The organism is Catellatospora sichuanensis (assembly GCF_007483665.1).
GTDB classification, from domain to species: Bacteria; Actinomycetota; Actinomycetes; order Mycobacteriales; family Micromonosporaceae; genus Catellatospora; species Catellatospora sichuanensis.
Genome location: NZ_VIQO01000011.1, coordinates 135,811 through 155,390 on the forward strand (window position 1 = coordinate 135,811; position 19,580 = coordinate 155,390).

Consider the following 19,580-nt stretch of genomic DNA (forward strand, 5'->3'; position numbering starts at 1 on the left):
GTTCGTGGGCGGCCTGGTCGAGGTGGCGTTCGGGTGAACGCCGAAGGCAAGTCACTGGAGACGATCGCCCGGCTGCTGTCCGCCGTCGATGTGGGCCAGCGGTGACGACGATGCCCGGCAGCGCACGACAACGACAGGTGACATCATGACAGCAATCGATGCAAGGGTCACCGCGGAGGCGACCGCCACGGTGCCGTCGCCGTTCCCGCCGATCGCGCAGTACGCGTTCCTGTCCGACTGCCACACCGGGGCGCTGATCGCGCCCGACGGCTCGGTCGACTGGCTGTGCGCGCCCGCGTTCGACTCCCCCAGCGTCTTCGGCAGCCTGCTGGACCGCGAGGCCGGGATGTTCCGGTTCGGCCCGTACTCCATCGCGCACCCGACCGCGCGGGTGTACCGGCCGGGCACGAACGTGCTGGAGACGACGTGGCGCACCCCGGCGGGCTGGCTGCTGGTCACCGACGCGCTGATCATCGGCCCCCGCGAGGGCGCCGACACGGTCACCCCGCACACCCGGCCGCCGGCCGACAACGACGCGGCCCACCTGATCGTACGCACCGCCGTGTGCCTCAAAGGACAGGTCGAACTGGAACTGGTCTGTGAACCCGTCTTCGACTACGGGCGCACGCCCGCCGCGTGGGCCCTGGCGGCCGACGACCCGTGCATCGCCGCGACCGTCAACGGCGAGCCCAACCTGCGCCTGCGCTCCGATCTGCCGCTGGGCATCGAGGGCACCCGCATCCGGGGCAGGCACGTGCTGCACCCGGGCGAGCGGGCGTACTGCGTGCTGTCCTGGGCGGACCCGTCCATGACACCGCCGGACAGCGACCAGGCGCATGCCATGATCGAGGCCACCACCGAGTACTGGCGCACCTGGCTGGCCGGTGCGCGCATCCCCGACCACCGGTGGCGCGACCCGCTGCAGCGCTCGGCCCTGGTCATCAAGGGCCTGACCTACATGCCCACCGGGGCCACCGTCGCCGCGCTCACCACGTCGCTGCCCGAGACGCCCGGCGGGGAACGCAACTGGGACTACCGCTTCACCTGGATGCGCGACACCACGTTCACGCTCAAGGCGCTGCACTGGCTCAACCTCGACTGGGAGGCCGAGGAGTTCATGCAGTTCATCGCCGACGTGGAGGCGACCGAGGACGGCTCACTGCAGATCATGTACGGCATCGACGGCCGTCGCGACCTGCCGGAGTCGACCCGCGACGAGCTGTCCGGCTACGAGGGCGCCCACCCGGTGCGCATCGGCAATGCGGCGTTCGACCAGCGGCAGAACGACGTCTACGGTGCCGTGCTGGCCTCGATCCTGCTGCACACCCGGCACAGCAGGCGGCTGCCCCGGCGGCTGTGGCCGATCGTGGTCTCGCAGGCCGAATGCGCGACGAACGTCTGGCAGCAGCCCGACCAGGGCATCTGGGAGGCCCGCGGCGAACCGCAGCACTACGTGTCGTCGAAGCTGATGTGCTGGGTGGCCCTGGACCGGGCCGCGACCCTGGCCGGCATCCGAGGGGACAGCACGCGGGCGGCGGCCTGGCGCGACACGGCCGAGCAGATCCGCGCCGACATCCTCGCCAACGGCGTCACCGAACAGGGCGTGCTGCGCCAGCACTACGGCACGGACTCCCTCGACGCCTCGACGCTGCTGGCGGTGCTGTTCGGCTTCCTGCCGCCGGACGACGAGCGGATGCGCAACACGGTCGAGGCGATCGCCGACAACCTGACCGAGCACGGTTACGTGCTGCGATACCGCACCGAGCAGACCGACGACGGCATGAGCGGCAAGGAGGGCACCTTCCTGATCTGCTCGTTCTGGCTGGTGTCCGCGATGGCCGCGGTCGGGCAGCTCGACCGGGCCCGCGACATGATGGAGCGGCTGCTGACGATCGCCTCGCCGCTGGGCCTGTACGCCGAGGAGTTCGACGCCGAAGCCGGCCGGCACCTGGGCAACTTCCCGCAGGCGTTCTCACACCTGGCGCTCATCGAGGCCGCCGGGCGCATCATCCTGGCCGAACTCCTCGAGGAGCTATAGCGATGGAAAGCTACGACGTCATCATCATCGGCACGGGCGCGGGCGGGGGCACGCTCGCGCGGCACCTGGCGCCGTCGGGCAAGCGCATCCTGCTGCTGGAGCGCGGCAGCTGGCTGCCCCGCGAGCCGGCGAACTGGTCCGCCGCCGACGTGTTCATCGACAACCGCTACATCTCGCCCGACACCTGGTACGACTCCGGCGGCAAGCCGTTCCAACCGCAGGTCCACTATTTCGTCGGCGGCGCGACCAAGCTCTACGGCGCGGCGCTGTACCGGCTGCGCCGCGAGGACTTCGGCGAGCTGCGCCACCACGACGGCATCTCGCCGGCCTGGCCCATCGCCTACGAGCAGATGGAGCCCTACTACAGCCTGGCCGAGCAGATGTACCAGGTGCACGGCGCCCGGGGCGAGGACCCGACCGAGCCGCCGGCCAGCGCCGACTACCCGTTCCCGGCCGTGTCGCACGAGCCGCGCATCCAGCAGCTGTCCGACGACCTGGCCAAGGCCGGCTACCACCCGTTCCACGCGCCGTGCGGGATCCGGCTCACCGAGACGAACATGCCCTACAGCGTCTGCGTACGCTGCCCGTCCTGCGACGGCTTCCCGTGCCCGCTGCACGCCAAGTCCGACGCCGAGGTGTTCGGCGTCCGCCCGGCGCTGGAGCACGACAACGTCACACTGCTGACCAACGCGCACGTGATCCGGCTGGAGACCAACCCGCAGGGCACCGCGGTCACCACGGTGGTGGTCGAGCACGAGGGCCACGAGGAGCGCTACGCCGCCGACATCGTCGTCCTGTCGGCCGGTGCCGCGAACTCGGCCAAGCTGCTGCTGCGCTCGGCCAACGAGCACCACCCCAACGGGCTGGCCAACGGCTCCGACCAGGTCGGACGCAACTACATGTTCCACGACAGCCAGGCCGTGCTCGCGCTGTCGAAGGAACCGAACCCGACCGTGTTCCAGAAGACGCTCGGCGTCAACGACTTCTACTTCCGGGGCCCGGATTTCGACTATCCGATGGGCAACATCCAGATGATCGGCAAGTCGCAGGCGGACATGTTCCGCGGCGAGAAACCGATCGCGACCATGCTCGCCCCGACCTGGGCGCTGGCCGACGTCGCCCGGCACGCCGTCGACTTCTGGCTGTCCACCGAGGACCTGCCGATGCCCGAGAACCGGGTCACGCTCACCGAGGACGGCAACGTCAGGCTGAGCTACCGGCAGAGCAATCCGACCGCCGCCGACCGGCTGTATCACCAGCTCAAGTCGATGCTCGGCCACCTGGGCATGCATTCGGGCCACCTGCTGCACCGCTGGGCGTACATGAAGAGCGAGATCCCGGTGGCCGGGGTCGCGCACCAGGCCGGCACCTGCCGCTTCGGCACCGACCCGGCCAGCTCGGTGCTCGACACCGACTGCCGCGCCCACGAACTCGACAACCTGTACGTCGTGGACACCAGCTTCTTCCCCAGCATCGGCGCGGTCAACCCAGCCCTGACCGCGATGGCCAACGCCCTGCGCGTCGGCGACCACCTGCTGCGCCGCCTCGGCGCCGCCACCGGCGCGACCACCGCGGCCGGACCGGGCAGCACGCGGTGACCTGCTGAACCACCGACCTCGACGGAGGGCTGGACATGGTTTCTCTCGGCGCCGACGATGTAGCGGAGCCCAAGCACAGAATCACCAAGTGGCTGGTCTTCGTCGGCGCGGTCGTCATGCTCGCAGGCCTGCTGTTCGGCTACGACCAGGGTGTCATCGGCGGCGCGCTCAACGGCATCGAGGACACGTTCCATCCGAGCACGTTCGTCATCGAGATCATCACGAGCTGGGTGACGCTGGGGGCGCTGTTCGGCGCCCTGGCCGCCGGTGTCATGGCGGAGAAGCTCGGCCGCCGGGTCACGGTCATCTGGGCCGCCGTCCTGTTCACCATCGGCGCCCTCATCGAAGCCCTGGCACCGGGCACCGGCGTCATGATCGTCGGGCGCCTCGTCGTCGGGTTCGGCGTCGGCGTCGCGTCGCTGGCCGCGCCGCTGTACGCGGCCGAGATGGCGCCCACGCGGCTGCGCGGCCGGTTCGTGTCCATGTACCAGCTCGCGATCACGTTCGGCATCCTCATCGCCGACATCGTCGACGAGCTGCTGTCGTCGGGCAGCCAGTGGCGGCTCATGCTCGGCCTGTCGGTCGTGCCCGGCGTCCTGCTGATCCTGGCCATGTTCCCGCTGCCGGACTCCATGGTCTGGTACATGAAGACCGGGCAGCGGGACAAGGCCGTCGACGCGATCCGCAAGGTGCGTCCCGACGAGGACGTCGACGCGAACCTGCGCGACATCAAAGCCAGCCTGGGCACGGAGCAGGCGTCCTGGGGCGAGGTATTCGCAGCGAAGTGGCGGGCCCCGCTCGTGCTCGGTGTCGGCCTGGCGATTTTCCAGCAGTTCACCGGCATCAACGCGGTGATCTACTACTCCGACAAGATCTTCGCGGCGGCCGGGTTCAGCACACCGCAGCAGCAGACCGCTGCCACCACCTGGTCCATCGGCGTCGTCAACGTGCTGGCCACCCTCATCGCCGTCGCCTACGTCGACCGGCTGGGCCGCAGACCGCTGATGTTCGCCGGTCTCATCGGCATGGGCCTGTCCCTGCTCGTGATGAGCCTGTCCTTCCGATACCTCGACAAGATCGCCACGGCCACCACCGGCGCGACCGCCAACACCCCCAGTGACGCGGGGGTCATCCTGCTGGTCGCGATGGTGGTCTTCATCGCCAGCTTCGCCTTCTCGCTCGGGCCCGTGGTGTGGACCGTCATCAACGAGATCTACCCCGGCTTCGTCCGCGGCCGTGGCGTCGCCATCGCCACCGCCGCCAACTGGGGCGCCGCCTGGCTCGTCACCCGCTTCTTCCTGACCCTGGTCGACTGGATCGGCGAGTCGGGCGTCTTCTTCCTTTTCGCCGTCATGTGCGCGGTCACCTTCGTCTTCGTCTGGAAGCTGCAACCCGAGACCAAGGGCCGCACCCTCGAACAGATCCAGCAGATGTGGACGACCAAGGCAGCCGCCAAGCACCCGGCCGCCACGTCGTGACAAGACATCCCGCACGACGACCAGAACATTCGTCGTGCGGGTCGGCGTGAGCGCTGTCGACACTCAGTCTCTGGAAACGGTCGGCCCCAGGATCCGGACCGGCCCCTCGGAGTCCTGACCTTCATCCTGCTCGCGGGCCTGGTACATGGCCGCGTCAGCGCGAGCGATCAGCTCCTCGACCGTGTCGGGGGTGTCGTGGTCGAAGATCGTCGCCCCCACGGTGAGCGCGAGCCGATACGGCTGGCGGCTCGTGTCATTGTGCCGGGCCACCTGTTCGCGCAGCCGTCCTGCCCACAGGTCGACGTCGGACAGCCGGCTCGCCTCGGTCAGCAGCACGCAGAACTCGTCACCGCCGATCCGCCCCAGCACATCGCGGCGGCGGATGTTGGCCCGCAGCAGCTTGGACGCGCTTTCCAGGGCATGGTCCCCGACCCCGTGGCCGTAGGTGTCGTTGATCTTCTTCAGCCCGTCAAGATCGATGAATAGCAGCACCCCCGGCCGGCATGCCCGTTCAGCCAGCGCCAGTTCGTTGCGGGCGGCGAGCAGGAAACCCCGGCGGTTGTTGACCCCGGTCAGTTCGTCGATCACCGAGAGCTGCCGTAGCTCTTCGGCCATCCGGCGCTCCTCGGTGATGTCGGCGAAGGCGGTCAGCACGTAGCGGACCTGCTCGCCGTCGCGGATCGGCGTCGCCACCACCCGCAACTGCCGACGCTGTGCATCCCGTTCGACCTCGATGTCGTCGGCGGTCACGACCTGGCCCTGCCGCGCAAGAGTCGCCGGAAGCCGCTCGGGCGGCAAGGGCTCATCGGTGCCACCGCTGTAGAGGTTGGGCAGTTCCGCGGGCACGAAGACCTGCCCCGGGTCGTATCCGAGGATGCGTCCGGCTACCTGGTTGACGTACACGGGCCGGCCGGTGGCCGCGTCGCGGACGTCCACACCGATAGGTATCGCCTCGAGAAACTGCTGGAGCTGTGTGTGCTCGCGGCGGCCCGCGGTGACGATCTTCGACAGCAGGTCGCCCACACGCAGCATGAGCAGGATGAACATGATCGCCGAGGCGCAGGAGAGCACGATCGGCTCGATGCGCTGCCCGTCCCGCACCGAGTCGACCACCAGCACCGGCACCGCGAGACCGCAGAGACCGAGCGCGACCAGCCGTAGGCGGCCGGCCACATCGGCCTGCTCGCGATGAGCGGCGATGTCCCGCATCGATGGATGGAGCGCGGCCACGCCCACGAAAAGGAACGACGCCAGGTAGCCGTAGAACAGCCAGTCGCCGTCCTCGCCGACGCCCTGCACCTGCTGAAGGCCGTAGGTCACGTCCGCCAGGAACAGGGCGGCCGCCCAGGCGGCGAGCGGCGCCAGCGCGCGCCGGGAGGTCCCGGCGCCGAAGAACAACCTGGTCGCCAGCAGGAAGAAGACCATGTCCAGGAACGGATAGACGCCCGCGAGGACTTGGGCATACCGGGAAATTTGCGACGCAGCGAGCAGGGGTGCGACGAGGAGCACGAAATAGGCGCTGGTGAACGCGATGGTGACGATGAGGGCGTCGAGCAGCGCCGACCAGTCCCTGCCCGCACGCCGGGCTCGGATGAGCCGCAGCAGCGCCAGCGCATTGAGCAGGTACGAGAACAGGAATATCTCCACTACCGGCGACGGGAAGACGGTCGCTCTGCCTTCCGCGGCTGCTATCACGTACCAGCACACGTTTCCCACCAGGTACGCCGCCTGCCCGGCGGCGAGCAGATACCAGGCGCCGGGGCAGGTGGGCCGGTTCATCCGGATGCCGACCAGGATCGCCACGACAGCGGCCAGGTTCGAGGCGGCGAATATCAGCGCCTGCGCCAGACCTGCGCCGGCCGCGGCGAAGTACGCCACAAGCAACGCCAGCGACAAGCCCGCGTACCCCATCCACCAACGGTGGTGGGCGGCCTTGGGCGGGCCTGTGTTCCCGCCGGCGACGGTGCCGGAACTTACGTCTGTTGACATACGGACCGCCTCCGAACACCGCAGCCTTCGTCCCCAGAATGCCCCAAGGCGCGACCCAGGCCAAATGTGACTAAAAGGGCATAATAGGCTGTCGCCGGGACAGGTGCTCGGCATCGGCTAGATTCGCCTGCGTGCGCACCATAACCAGCGCTCGCCTGCTGCTACGTCCCTGGCGAGACACGGACGCCGACTTCCTGCTCGATCTCGAGTCACGCTGGGACGTCGTACGCTTCCTGGGTGCGCGTCCCACGAGCATGAGCACCCGCGAGGATGCGCTCGCCTCGATCGCACGGCGGCGCGCCATCGACGACCCGATCCAAGGGATCTGGGCCGTCACGACTGCCACAAACGGACAACTGGTCGGAAACCTCCTGCTCAAGCCGATTCCGCTGTCGGCCGGCGAAGTCAAAGGAGGCCCGGACGATGTCGAGATCGGCTGGCACCTGCATCCGGATGCCTGGGGACACGGCTACGCCACCGAAGCGGCCCGGGCCGTCCTGGACGACGCGTTCAACCGGGGCCTGGTGAAGGTCCTCGCTGTCACCGCTCCCGACAACCATGCCTCCCAGGCCGTCTGCCGACGGCTGGGCATGGCTCACCTGGGTCGTACGACGAGGTACTACGACGGCCCGAACGAACTCTTCGCGAAGGCCGCCTGCTCTTCGGCTAGCCATGCGAGCGTCTCCGCTTCGGGCATGGGGGTGGCGAAGAGGTAGCCCTGGCCGTAGGCGCAGCCAGTAGCGACGGAAGCCTGACGCTGGTGCTCGGTCTCGATCCCCTCCGCCACGATGTCGAGGTTCAATGCCCGGGTCAGCGTGACGATCCCCTCCACCAGGTCCCGCTGCCTGCGGGAGGTGGTGAGGCCCCTGACGAACAGGCGGTCGAGTTTGACGATGTCGAGGGGCACCTGTCGCAGATAGCCCAGGGCGGAGTAGCCGGTGCCGAAGTCGTCGATGGCGACCCTGGCGCCCCTGGCCCGCAGCAGTTCGAGCGCGTGCCATACCTTGTCGTCGTCGCGCAGCAGCAGGCTCTCGGTTATCTCCAGCACGATCCGATGTGCCGGCAGACCGGTCTGCGTGAGCAGGTGCGCAACGGTGTCGACGAAGCCGTCCGAGCGGAACTGCTGCGCCGAGACGTTGACGCTGAGGTACGGGGCACGAACCTGCCCCGCGGTGTGCCACCGGCAAGCCGCTCGCATCGCCGTGGCCAGCACCCATTCGCCGATCGGGACGATCAGTCCCGACTCCTCGGCGATCTCGATGAACTCACCAGGCGGGAGCCTGCCATGCGTCGGGTGCTGCCAGCGCAGCAGAGCCTCGAATCCGACGGTGCGACCGGTGCCGAGCGCCACGATCGGCTGGTATTCGAGGAACAGTGCCCCATCGCCGACCGCCCGGCCCAGGTCCGCGCGCAGTTCCGATTGCCGTGCCCGGTCGGTCATGGACGGCTCGTACCCGCGCCAATGCCCGGCCCCGGCGGACTTCGCGGCCCGCAGTGCCAGGTTGGCGTTGCGGAGCAGTTCGTGCACGTTGCGGGCGTGCGCGGTGGTGGCGACCCCGATGCTCGCGCCGCAGACGACGACCGTGCCCCCGCTGGTGCGGATGGGTGCGCCCAGCGAATGGCAGAGGTGACGCGCGGTGTCCTCGACTTCCGCCGCGGTGCCGGCACCCTGGACCAGTGCGGCGAATTCGTCGCCGCCGAACCGGGCGGCGACGCCGTGACCGCCGATGACGTCGCGGAGCCGCCGGCTCACCTGGTGGAGGACCTCGTCCCCGACGGCGTGGCCGAAGCTGTCGTTGACGGAACCGAAGTCGTCGAGATCGACGAGAAGGACGGCGAGGAGCCCGTCATCCGCGGCGACGGCGTGTTCGGTGCGCTCGGCGAACAGCACACGGTTGGGCAGGCCGGTCAGGGAGTCGTGGAACATGCGCTCGGTCAGGTCGTGTTCGAGCCGCCGCTGCGCGGTCACGTCGTGCAAGGTGAGCGCCACGTCCCGTGCCGCGTCCCCCGGGTGCAACTCCCGGCAGGTGACTTCGACCACCGGCGCCCGGCCGTCCAGTGCCCGGATGGTCCAGTCCGCGCGGCTCTCCCCCGCACCTGCGACACCGGAGCGCACATGTCGCAGGAGGAAATCGGCCGCCGGTCGTTGCGCGGCGTCGATGAAGTCGACCAGTTTGACATGACGGAGCGCGGACGTGCCGAAGACGTTGCGGGCCGACGGGCTCGCGTATCGGATGCAGTCATCCCCGTCGACGATCAACACCACGTCGTGGGTCTGCTCCATCAACGCTTCGATTTCGCGGAAGCTGCGATACCGGCCCACTTCGGCGGCCAGCCGTATTCTCTCCATCGCCAGCGCAGCCTGCGCCGACAAGGCCTCGAGGAGCGGCCGCAGGTGGGGTGTGGCCGCGGTGACCGGGTCGACCAGAAGTATGCCGACCGGCCCGGCCCCGGGGATGTCCACCTCGATCGGCAGGAGCGCCCCCGGTTCGCCGCTGTCCGGCCGCCGGCAGGCCGCCAGTGCGGAGTCCTCCAGCAGCCGGATGCGCAGTTCGTGCGATGAACCAGGCGGAGTGAGCCTGCTGACGGCCCGATCCAGCGCCGCGACGACGTCCTCGGCACCCGCTGCCACGGCGAACTCGGCCGCGGCATCGCGCAGCGCCCCGTCGGCCTCAGCCCGCTCGGGCGGCGGTGGGAAGACGTCTCGCATGTGGGCGGTCATCCTCGCCGCCGCAGGCTTTCCGGCCCCGTCTCACACGGGCAGGGCGCCGTCGGCCAGGCCGCGAGCTGCGCCTGATCGGCCGACGGGGGCCGGGACCTTTGCCAGTGCCCGGCCCGCCGCGTCGGCGAGCCTCTCCAGGGTGGCCACCTCGTCACCGGTCGCCTGGTGCAGGTCCGCCCAGTAGGCGCCGACCGCGCCGACCGGCGACCCTGCGACGCGGATAGGCACCATGAGCAGGCTCCGGACGAAAGTCGGGCGGTAGGCGGCCTGCGGGATACGAGCATCGGTGCGGATGTCCGGGATGACGACGGTCTGATCGTGGAGCATCGCCCATCCGCTGATGCACGACGTGGCGGGGAATCGCTGGCCCGCCCACAGCGGGCTCATCGCGTCCTCGCACAGGTAGTGGCATTCACCGTCCTCGAGCTGAACGATGGTCACGCCCTGTGCCTGGACTGCGGCTCGAGCGCTGCATCGAAGAGCGGTCTGGACGTCGTCGGCCGTTTTCGCCTCGTCCAGCATGTCGATCGCCCATTCAATGGGACTGACCGAATTAATCTGCATCATCCGCCCCTCCCACTCTTGGCTTGTCAAATATCAATATACCGGTCGAAACAGGCGCGCATGCCACCCGCCAGGACGACCCGATCGATCGAACCGCCACCGCTCGTTGCAGGAGCTCCTTGGGCTACGCGACGAACGGCGGCCCAGCCGACCTGCGTCCGGCATCCCTGAGCACCGGGACGTCCGGCCCGAACAGCGGCTCCGGAAGTTCGTCGAGCGGGAACCAGCCGACCTGCGCGGCTTCGCCGTCCACCTCGAACACCCGGTGCAGGGGTGACCCGAGAAACACGGCGCCGACGAAGTGCACGGTCCTACCGCTGGGATAGCGGTGCGTCTGTGTGGCCGGATCGCTGTAGATGCCGAGAAGGCCATGGATGCTGACGTCCCAGCCGGTCTCCTCACGGCATTCACGCACCGCGGCCTGCTCCCATGTCTCGCCGGGCTCCACACCTCCGCCGGGCAGGCCCCAGGTGCCTTCGCCGCTCCGACACAGCAGGAGCACCCTGCCGGACTCGTCCTGGACCACGATGCCGGACGCCGCCCGTACCGTCATTCCTTCGATGCTCATGGGCGCGATCGTGCCAAGGATGAGCAGGATGCGCTGCCCCGGCGCAGCGGACGGCCATCGCCCTTGCCTTGATCGCCATCCTTCGATAGCGTCCCGTGAGGTGCGGCGACTGTCCCACTCATTACATGCCGCGCCGAGTTGAGCCCCCCTCCCTCGACCCGAGAGGCGCGACACATGGCGTTCACCTCCAGACGCACCATCCGCAGCGCACTGGCCGCCACCGCGGCCGCCGTGCTCCTCGCCGGACTGACACCGGGCGTGGCCTCCGCCGACGACCCGGACCCCCGCATCGGCCTCGGCCCAGGCTGGCTCGACGCGCAGACCGCGATCAGCAACCTCGAACACCTGGCCCACGTCGACAAACCACCCGGCTTCGTCAACCCCGCGAACCCCGGCGACTTCGGATTCGTCGCATCGGACCTCGCGTTCACCGGCGACTACGCGATCATGGGTAACTTCAACGGGTTCAACGTCTTCGACATCTCCGACCCGGCGGCGCCGTCGGTCGTGACGAGCGTCGTCTGCCCCGGCGGGCAGGGCGACGTGTCGGTCCACGGCGATCTGCTGTTCATGTCGGTCGAGGAGAGCCGCGCTCGCGTCGACTGCGGCACGAACCCGACCGTCGGCGAACGCTTCCAGGGCGTGCGCGTGTTCGACATCAGCGACATCACCACGCCGACGCAGGTCGCGGCCGTTCAGCTCTGCCGCGGTTCGCACACGCATTCCGTGGTCACCGACCCGGACGACCCGAGCAATGTGTACGTGTACGTGTCCGGCACCGCCGGTGTGCGTCCGGTGGCCACGATGGCGGGCTGCAACAACAACCCGGCCGACGGCGAGAACCCGTCACGCTGGCGCATCGACGTCATCAAGGTCCCGGTCGCCAGTCCCGCCTCGGCGGCCGTCGTCAACGGGCCGCGGCTGTTCGCCGACCCCGGGACCGGCGCGGTCAACGGGCTGCAGAACACGCCGCCGGCCCCGACGCATCCGTCCGGCATGAACTGGGGTCCCACGCCCATCACCGCCGCCTGCCACGACATCACCGCCTACCCCGACCTCGGTCTGGCGGCGGGGGCCTGCGAGGGCAACGGCATCCTGATCGACATCTCCGACCCCGCCAACCCGGTACGCCTGGACGAGGTCGCCGATCCCAACTTCGCTTACTGGCACTCGGCGACGCTGACCAACGACGGCAAGAAGGTGATCTTCACCGACGAGTGGGGTGGCGGCACGGGGGCCCGGTGCCGCCCGACCGACCAGGCCAGCTGGGGCGCGAACGCGGTCTTCGACATCGTCGACGGCAGGATGGAGTTCCGCAGTTACTACAAGCTGCCGGTGCCCCAGACGGTGACCGAGAACTGCGTCGCGCACAACGGTTCACTGATCCCGGTGCCGGGTCGCGACATCATTGTCCAGGCCTGGTATCAGGGCGGCATCTCACTGGTCGACTACACCGACTCGGCGCACCCGAAGGAGATCGCGTACTTCGACCGCGGTCCGATCTCGGCCACCGGACTGGTGCTGGGCGGCATGTGGTCCGCGTACTGGTACAACGGCGAGGTCTACGGCAGCGAGATCGCGCGCGGTTTCGACGTCTTCGGTCTCAAGCCGAGCACGCACCTGACCGAGGCGGAGATCGCGGCGGCCCGGCAGGTCCAGTTGCCCGAGTTCAACGCTCAGCGCCAGACGAAGATCACTTGGGCGCCGAGCTTCGCGGTCGCCCGGGCGCGCTTCGACCAGCTGGCCCGCACCTGCACCACGACCATCGACGGCCGCCACCCCGGCCCGCTGACGGTATCGGGGGTGACCTGCCTCGACGGCGCGACCGTCAACGGCCCGGTCTCGGTGCGCAGGGGCGCGACGCTGCTCGTGATCGACTCGACGATCTCCGGGCCCGTGTCGGCGTCGTCGGCGGCCGCGGTGCACCTCTACCACAGCACAGTCCGCGGTCCGGTGGCCGTCTCCGGTGCCACGGGCAGCGTGGCGGTGGTCGACTCGACCGTGCACGGACCGGTCTCCCTGTCGGGCAACAAGACCCCCGGCGTGGAGCCGATCGTCGCGGACAGCACGATCAACGGCCCCCTCGCCTGCTCCGGCAACTCCCCCGAGCCGATCAACCTCGGTGCGGCCGACACGGTCAACGGCCCCGCCACCGGCCAGTGCGCCACGCTCGACTGAGCGCGACGCAGATATCGAGGGGCGGCCCACCGGCTTCGGCGGGCCGCCCCCCTCAACGTTTCGGGCAATATAGACGTCATGCCCGTACAGCTCAATCACACGATCGTCATGGCCACCGACCGGGACCGGACCGCGGACTTCCTGGTCGATCTGCTCGGCCTCGCACCGGCCGCGAGCTATGGCCCGTTCCGGGTCGTCCAGCTGGCCAACGGCGTCTCGCTCGACGTCGTCCGTGCCGACGGCCCGATCCGCACCCAGCACTACGCGTTCCTGGTGACCGAGGACGAGTTCGACCAGATCTGGGAACGCATCCGCGCCCACCGGCTGCCGTTCTGGGCCGACCCGTTCCACAGCCGACCCGGCGAGATCAACCACAACGACGGCGGCCGCGGCCTCTACTGGGAAGACCTCGACGGGCACAACCTCGAGATCATCACCCGTCCCTACGGCGGCTGACCGGCACCCGCACGCCGTCACGCCAGGGGCCTACCGTCGCACGTGGACGCTGTCGCCGTGACCCGAACGCGGACGGACGGCCGAGGGATGATCCGATGCTCGCCGTGCGTGCCGTACATCGGCTAACGTCTTGGTTCATGCTCCTATCACGCCGCCTCGTCAGCGCCGCCGTGGCCGCCACGGTCGCGGCCGGTCTCGCGGTGTTCGCGGTCGTCATGCTGTCGGGCGACGACTCCGGCCCGGTCGAGGCCGGTCCCACGCTCCGTGTCGTCCAGCCGGGCGCACCCGGCCAGTCCGCGCGCACACTCTCGCCCGAAGACGTCGCCCGGCTGTCCGCGCCGCCGCACGACGCGGCGGACACCGAGTTCATGCGAAAGATGATCCCGCACCACAGGCAGGCGCTGGAGATGACCGCACTGGTGGCCGGGCGCAGCCAGAACACCGACGTCGCGCAGTTGGCGGCACGGATCGCGATCTCGCAGCAGGACGAGATCACGCTGATGGAGCAGTGGCTGGTGAGCCGGCGGGAGGCGCTGCCGTCGCCGCACGCCAACCATGTCGGCCACGGCGAGCTGATGCCTGGCATGCTCGACCAGACCGACCTGACTCGTCTCGCGGAGGCGAAGGGCCCGGCGTTCGACCGGCTCTTCCTCGCCTACATGATCCGGCATCACCAGGGTGCGGTGACCATGGTCGACCAGCTGTACCAGGCCGGTGGCGGCATCGAACCGTCGAGCGACCGGCTCGCCCGTGACGTCAACGCCGACCAGCAGATCGAGATCCGCCGCATGGAGGAAGTGCTCGGCGGGCTCGCGGTCTGACGCCGTGCGGGCGTGAGGGGGTCGTCGCCGACGACGGCACGTCGAAGGTGTCGACAGCCCAGAGATCGACGGGCTGCACCACGCGACGGGCTCCCCGGCCTCACCGCCACGACCTGGCTCAGATCCACCTCGCGGCGAGGTGTCGCGGTCACGCCCCGTAGGGCGCTTCGATCTCCAGGTCGAAGTCGAGACCGCGCTTCTGGAACCAGGTCAGCGGGTTCTGCGCCGCGCCGTCGACGTGCACCTCCAGGTGCAGGTGCGGGCTGCGGGACAGGCCGGTATTGCCCAGCAACGCGATCTCCTCGCCGGCAGCCACCTTTTGGCCGACCTTGACCAGGACCTTGCTGGCGTGCGCGTACACGGTCTGCACGCCGTCGCCGTGGTCGACGATGACCGAGTAGCCGAACGCACCGTTCCAGCCCGCCTGCACCACCGTGCCCTCGTGCACGACCGCGAAGGGCGTGCCCTCGGGCAGGCCGGTCAGGTCGATCCCCTGACTCGGGTCGCCGTGGCGGGTGCGCAGCTCGTACTCGTGCACCGGCAGCACCCAGCCGTCGGCGCTGCCGGCCTCCGTGGCCGTGGCGCGCTCGTCGCTGCGGTTGGCGCGCTCGGCGGCATCGGCACGGGCGCCCGATCCCTGCGACTGGGCGTAGGCGGCGACCTCACCGGAGGCGACAGGGTCGGTCTTGGCGTCCTCGATGGCCGCTCCCGAGCTGAGCACCACCGCCCCTGCACCGACCGCGGCGGTCGCGAGCACGGCGGCGTACCTGCGGCGCGAAGGCACCGGGGCACGACGGCGGCCGCGGTAGCGCTCGCTTTCCTTCAGCAGCTCTGGCCGGTAGGTCACGAACGCTCCATAGCTGTCGGGTGGTCTCCGGACCAGCCGGAGTCGGTTCAACCGTGATGCGGCCACCAACCTAACGAGCCACGACAGCACCGACAAACACGACGGCGTCACCGCATGATCACTGCACGTAACGGCCGCGGTCGATGGTGCAGGCCGGAGCCGCCGTCAGTCACCACGGCTGTCGGACACGGCGAGTGACGAACGTCTCCTTCGGGCCGTCCACCCTTGCGGCGGTTCGCCTTGCTCAGGACGCGGTCGCGGCGATACTCCATACCCCCAGCCGGTTGCCGTCGTAAACACAGGCGACCCGCTGCCGCGTGTTGAAGCACCGCTGCACCGGCGGCAGCGTGCCCAGCAGCCGGACCTGCCCGTCCTCGATCCGGGCGAGCTGGACGCCGTCGGGCGTCCGCCGTACCAGCAGCGCCTCGCCGCTGCCGTCGAACGCGAGCTGGACCTCCCATCCCGTCAGGTCGAGCAGCGGGTGTCCGTCGTCCAGGTCGATCAGCCGGTCGGCGGGCGCGCCGAGCACCGCCGACCCGTCCGCACGGACCGTGATCGCGCCCTGCGCACTCGGTATCAGATGCACGTCGGGAGGGAGCCGGTAGCGCACCGTCAGGGTGTCCCGGTCGAGCACCGCCAGCGGTGTGCGCACGCCGCCGTCGTCTCCGACCTCGCACACGTAGTCGCCGCACGCGAACCGCAGCGGGGAAACGGGCGCGGCGATCACGCGCAGGGTCCGCGTGTCGTACCTGGTCTCCAGGTTCTCGCCGTTGGGCAGGCGGGCGGACAGCACCAGCATCCCGCCGTACACCGTCGCGAACTGCGGGGTGCCGGGCGGGAACGCGACCGCGCCGGTGCGCAGCGCACGGCCGCTGCCCAGGTCGTACACCGTGAACTCGCCGTGCAGCGAGACCGACCACGCCTCCAGCCTCGCCTCGTCGGCCGCGGCGAATGGCGTGCCCCGCAGGACCCACCGCACCCGGCCGGTGCTCAATTCGCGCACTGTCAGCCCCATCGGGGCCGGCGTGGCCTGCGACGTCTCGCCGTCCGGCACAGTGAAGTCCGTGCTTTCCAGCGCGTACGCGCCGACGACCCAGACGTCGTGTCGCGTGCTCCAGCGGACGGCTCCGGTTTCGAGCTCGACGGCCGCGACATACGTGCCGCCGTCCGCGAAGTCCTCGGTGACGACCAGCACGTCCGGCACCTGCGGGACGGCCACGATGCTGCGCTGGCGGCCCATGGCGTGCGGCAGCCGCCAGCGCAACGAGCCGTCGTCCATCTCGTACGCCGACAGCGCGTCGTCGCTGCGTACCACGAGCAGGTCACGTAGTGGATCGACGACGTCGACGCGCATCTCGCCGGCATCGCCGAGGGCCAGCACCGCGACCTGCGTGAGCATCGGCGTCACCGGTGCCGCGGCTCCGATCGCACCGGTGAGCAGCAGCACGACGGCCAGCGCCACCGGCCTGAGATAGCGGGCCGGTGCGCGCGGCCCGGTCGCTGGATCCGGATCGGCCCGGTCCTCACCCAGCTCGATGATCTCAGGCATCACCCGCAGCCTCCCCGCCGAGACGTGAACAGTCACCACCGCACAAGTGAGCGCAGACTAGTCCAGCAGGTTCCCGGCGGGCATGTTCCTGACTCCCGACAGCGCATCGCAGGGTCCGCGTGCCGGCGCGGACGTCGGTGCAGGGCCGCTCAACCTGCCGATTCAGGCGTCAGGCGGACATGCTGTGTCTCGAAGCAGGGGTCCCGCCGCCGCTGAGCCAGCGCGGCCCGGTATGCCTGCACGTACCCGGCCGCCATCCGCTGGGCGCTGAAGCTGCGCACGACATGCTCACGGCACTGCACCGGATCCAGTCTTGCGGCAGCGTGCAGCGCCGCAGGCAGCTCGCTCTGCTGACGGCAGACCAATCCTGTGACGCCGTGCCGTACGACCTCGGGCACCGCTCCGGCGCGCAGCGCCACCACGGGCGTGCCGCATACCATCGCTTCGATCATCACCATGCCGAAAGGTTCCTCCCACTGCACGGGGAACAGCAGGCACCGGGCGTTTGCCAGCAGCTCACGCTTGAGTGTCGCGTCGGCGACGCCGATCATCCGGTCGTCCGGCACGAGCAGCGGCTCGACCTGCTCGGCGTAGTACTTCTGCTCGGCCGGTTCGGCGCACTTGCCGGCCAGGATCAGCGGCAGCCCGGCCGCGTGCGCGGCGAGCACGGCGGTGTGCGCGCCCTTGTCGGCGTTGAACCGGCCCAGGAACAGCGCGTAGTCCTTCTTCTCCCGCTGGAACGGCCAGTCGGCCGGACGCAGCCCGTTGTGGACGGTGCCGATCCAGTTCAGTTCCGGAGCCAGTGAGCGCTGCCGGGCACTGATCGCCACCAGGGAAATGTCGCGGCCCAGGGTCTGGTAGTAGCCGCGCAGCTCCGAGTCGACCGGCCCGTGCACGGTGGCGACCGTGGGCAGGCCCATCGCGTCGTACGCGGGGGCGTTGAGCGGCCCGGCGAACGTGTGGTCGTGCACGATGTCGACCTCGCCCGCTTCGACCAGCTTCTGCACCACCCGCCGGGTCAAGGTCGCGTAGATGATCTCCGGTCCCGGCTCGCCCAGCCGTTCCGGCACGGCCCGCTCCCACACCTGCCAGAACCGCGCCTCGGTGCCGTCGCGGCCGGCACCGACAACGGTCACCTGGTGGCCGAGTTCGACCAGGGCATTGGACAGGTCGGCGAGGACCGCCTCGATGCCGCCGTACGCCGTCGGCGGCACGTCGAAGTACGGCGGGGCGATCATCGCGATCTTGAGTGGGGCCGTGTTGTCGGCGGGTGGGTCGCACCGCACCCTCAGAAGTGATCCGGGCGCATCGTCTCCGCCCTTCACCAGCATGTTCGTCACGGCGAAGCCAGTATCCGCGACCCGGGCAGATCATGCCGATGTGCCGAAGGATCACCCGCTAGTGGTAGTTCTGCGCTGCGTCTGCTGTTCGGCAGGCTGCGCTGACCGCGGGTCGGCCCGGCACCCGGCGGCGAAGGCCGGCGCGGCGCCGCCGAGCACGGACAGTCCCGTGGCCACCAGGACCAGCGCGGCCGTTGCGGCCGCCGGTCGAGCACGACTTCCGGCCGCTCGCCCAGCCCGGAGTGCCCGGAGGTGGGACTTCCCGCCCGCGTGCGGTGGGCGGATGTTCGGCGGGCTGCCGTCAGGATTCGTCGTTGAGCACGCTGCTGACGCCCCGGAGCTGCGCCGCGTATGCCGAGGCGATGACGCCGGACGGGATGAGCCTGGTGAGCGCACGTACCGGCGCGGGAACGGGTTTGTTGGTCCGTTCGCTCACCGCTCGGCGGGAGACCTTGCGCACTCGCGGCGCCCGCAGACTCTCGTAGCGCCGCAGCGCGTCCGGAACCGACGCCGGAGCCGCGCGCAGCACCCGGCTGAGCACCCACGCGTCTTCGAGCGCCTGGTTGGCGCCCTGCGCCTGGGTGGGCGGGAAGGCATGCGCGGCGTCGCCGAGCAGCGTCACGCCGCCGTGTCCCCACTGATCCGGAATGTGGTGCGTCACGTGCCGGAACGCCTCCAGGTCCGCGTCGCGGATCTGCTCCAGCAGCGCGGAGACGAGCGGGCCGTATCCGGTGAACCGCTCGGCGAGCGCGGCCGCGGGTGAGCCCGTCAGCGGCGTCGGCACGTCGAACCACCATTGGAGTAGCCCGTCGCCGGAGGGCAGCATGCCGACGAGGCCGGACGGCCCCACGACGCAGACTCCTGTCGTGCCCCCGGCCAGCTCGGGAAGCACGACGGTCAGGCCCTGCCAGGTGGTCCATTCGTTCTCGGTGGCGGGCGCGGGGTCGAGGACCGCGCGGCGTACGGCGGAACGGTGGCCGTCCGCGCCGACCACGACGTCGGCCTCGTGGCGCTCGCCGGTGGCGTCGATCGCGGTCACCGCGTCCGGGCGGACCTCGACGTCGACGATCTGCCGGGAGAACTCGACCTCCACGCCCCGGGCGAGGTGCTCGACGAGCCGGGATCGGGGCGTGCTCACGACCGGGAAGCCGATGCGGCGCGCGACCGCGGCCAGGTCGGCGGTGACCATCGTCGACCCGTCGGCGGTGTCGAACCGCAGGACGTGGAGCTTCCCGCCGAAGCCCTCGAGTGGTGCGCCGAGCCCGGCGAGCGCGGCGGCGCCGTTGCTGAAGATCGTGACGGCTGCGCCGCCGGTGCGCAGGGACGGGGCCGCCTCCAGCACACGTACCCGGTGGCCTGAGCCGATCAGGCCGCGGGCCAGGGCCAGGCCGCCGATGCCGCCACCGGCGATCAAGATCTCCACGAAAGTCCT

Annotated in this window: 15 protein-coding genes; 7 read left to right on the plus strand and 8 right to left on the minus strand. The window is 69.9% G+C overall.

Going from position 1 to position 19,580, the window contains the following annotated elements; genetic code table 11:
* Positions 1-145 precede the first annotated feature (145 nt).
* The 3 genes from FLL47_RS22320 to FLL47_RS22330 are packed head-to-tail and all read left to right on the plus strand — an operon-like array spanning position 146 to position 5,114.
* Positions 146-2,038 carry a glycoside hydrolase family 15 protein gene (locus FLL47_RS22320; RefSeq protein WP_144122508.1) on the plus strand — a complete coding sequence of 631 codons (1,893 nt, stop codon included), beginning with the start codon at positions 146-148 and terminating at the stop codon, positions 2,036-2,038.
* Between the two features lie 2 nt (positions 2,039-2,040).
* A complete protein-coding gene (locus tag FLL47_RS22325) occupies positions 2,041-3,636 on the plus strand; it encodes a GMC oxidoreductase (RefSeq protein WP_144122509.1) in 1,596 nt (531 codons plus the stop codon).
* Positions 3,637-3,671: 35 nt separating this feature from the next.
* Entirely contained in the window at positions 3,672-5,114 is a 1,443-nt protein-coding gene (locus FLL47_RS22330; RefSeq protein WP_144122510.1) for a sugar porter family MFS transporter, read from the plus strand.
* A gap of 63 nt (positions 5,115-5,177) precedes the next feature.
* Here the strand turns inward: FLL47_RS22330 and FLL47_RS22335 are convergent, their stop codons facing one another.
* Positions 5,178-7,025, minus strand: coding sequence for a sensor domain-containing diguanylate cyclase (locus tag FLL47_RS22335; protein WP_186315840.1), 1,848 nt, complete (start codon positions 7,023-7,025; stop codon positions 5,178-5,180).
* A 209-nt stretch (positions 7,026-7,234) separates the two neighbouring features.
* Here FLL47_RS22335 and FLL47_RS22340 point away from each other — a divergent pair, with 209 nt between their 5' ends.
* Complete coding sequence (locus FLL47_RS22340) at positions 7,235-7,819, plus strand: GNAT family N-acetyltransferase (RefSeq protein WP_144122512.1); 585 nt, start codon at positions 7,235-7,237, stop codon at positions 7,817-7,819.
* Here FLL47_RS22340 and FLL47_RS22345 read toward each other — a convergent pair.
* From FLL47_RS22345 to FLL47_RS22355, 3 genes are all read right to left on the minus strand, one after another.
* Positions 7,723-9,813, minus strand: a complete 2,091-nt coding sequence (locus FLL47_RS22345) for a putative bifunctional diguanylate cyclase/phosphodiesterase (protein ID WP_186315841.1) — start codon at positions 9,811-9,813, stop codon at positions 7,723-7,725. The genes FLL47_RS22340 and FLL47_RS22345 overlap by 97 nt on opposite strands.
* A gap of 42 nt (positions 9,814-9,855) precedes the next feature.
* Positions 9,856-10,419, minus strand: coding sequence for a GAF domain-containing protein (locus FLL47_RS22350; protein WP_222106141.1), 564 nt, complete (start codon positions 10,417-10,419; stop codon positions 9,856-9,858).
* 94 nt (positions 10,420-10,513) lie between these two features.
* Complete coding sequence (locus FLL47_RS22355; RefSeq protein ID WP_144122514.1) at positions 10,514-10,957, minus strand: NUDIX domain-containing protein; 444 nt, start codon at positions 10,955-10,957, stop codon at positions 10,514-10,516.
* 174 nt (positions 10,958-11,131) lie between these two features.
* On the opposite strand from FLL47_RS22355, the gene FLL47_RS22360 reads away from it, so the two are divergent.
* The 3 genes from FLL47_RS22360 (at position 11,132) to FLL47_RS22370 (ending at position 14,412) form a co-directional block, all read left to right on the plus strand.
* The gene (locus FLL47_RS22360) at positions 11,132-13,135 is read left to right on the plus strand and encodes an LVIVD repeat-containing protein (protein WP_222106142.1); all 2,004 of its coding nucleotides are present in this window, start codon (positions 11,132-11,134) and stop codon (positions 13,133-13,135) included.
* 78 nt (positions 13,136-13,213) lie between these two features.
* The gene (locus FLL47_RS22365; RefSeq protein ID WP_144122515.1) at positions 13,214-13,591 is read left to right on the plus strand and encodes a VOC family protein; all 378 of its coding nucleotides are present in this window, start codon (positions 13,214-13,216) and stop codon (positions 13,589-13,591) included.
* A 137-nt stretch (positions 13,592-13,728) separates the two neighbouring features.
* A complete protein-coding gene (locus tag FLL47_RS22370) occupies positions 13,729-14,412 on the plus strand; it encodes a DUF305 domain-containing protein (protein ID WP_186315842.1) in 684 nt (227 codons plus the stop codon).
* Between the two features lie 148 nt (positions 14,413-14,560).
* On the opposite strand, the gene FLL47_RS22375 is transcribed toward FLL47_RS22370, so the two are convergent.
* The 4 genes from FLL47_RS22375 to FLL47_RS22390 form a co-directional block, all read right to left on the minus strand.
* The gene (locus FLL47_RS22375) at positions 14,561-15,259 is read right to left on the minus strand and encodes a M23 family metallopeptidase (RefSeq protein ID WP_246158420.1); all 699 of its coding nucleotides are present in this window, start codon (positions 15,257-15,259) and stop codon (positions 14,561-14,563) included.
* Between the two features lie 244 nt (positions 15,260-15,503).
* Positions 15,504-16,808: an outer membrane protein assembly factor BamB family protein gene (locus FLL47_RS22380; RefSeq protein WP_144122517.1), complete on the minus strand. Its 1,305-nt coding sequence runs from the start codon at positions 16,806-16,808 to the stop codon at positions 15,504-15,506.
* Positions 16,809-16,957: 149 nt separating this feature from the next.
* Entirely contained in the window at positions 16,958-18,139 is a 1,182-nt protein-coding gene (locus FLL47_RS22385; RefSeq protein ID WP_246158463.1) for a glycosyltransferase family 4 protein, read from the minus strand.
* 310 nt (positions 18,140-18,449) lie between these two features.
* Positions 18,450-19,571, minus strand: coding sequence for an FAD-dependent oxidoreductase (locus FLL47_RS22390; RefSeq protein WP_186315843.1), 1,122 nt, complete (start codon positions 19,569-19,571; stop codon positions 18,450-18,452).
* Positions 19,572-19,580: the final 9 nt, after the last annotated feature.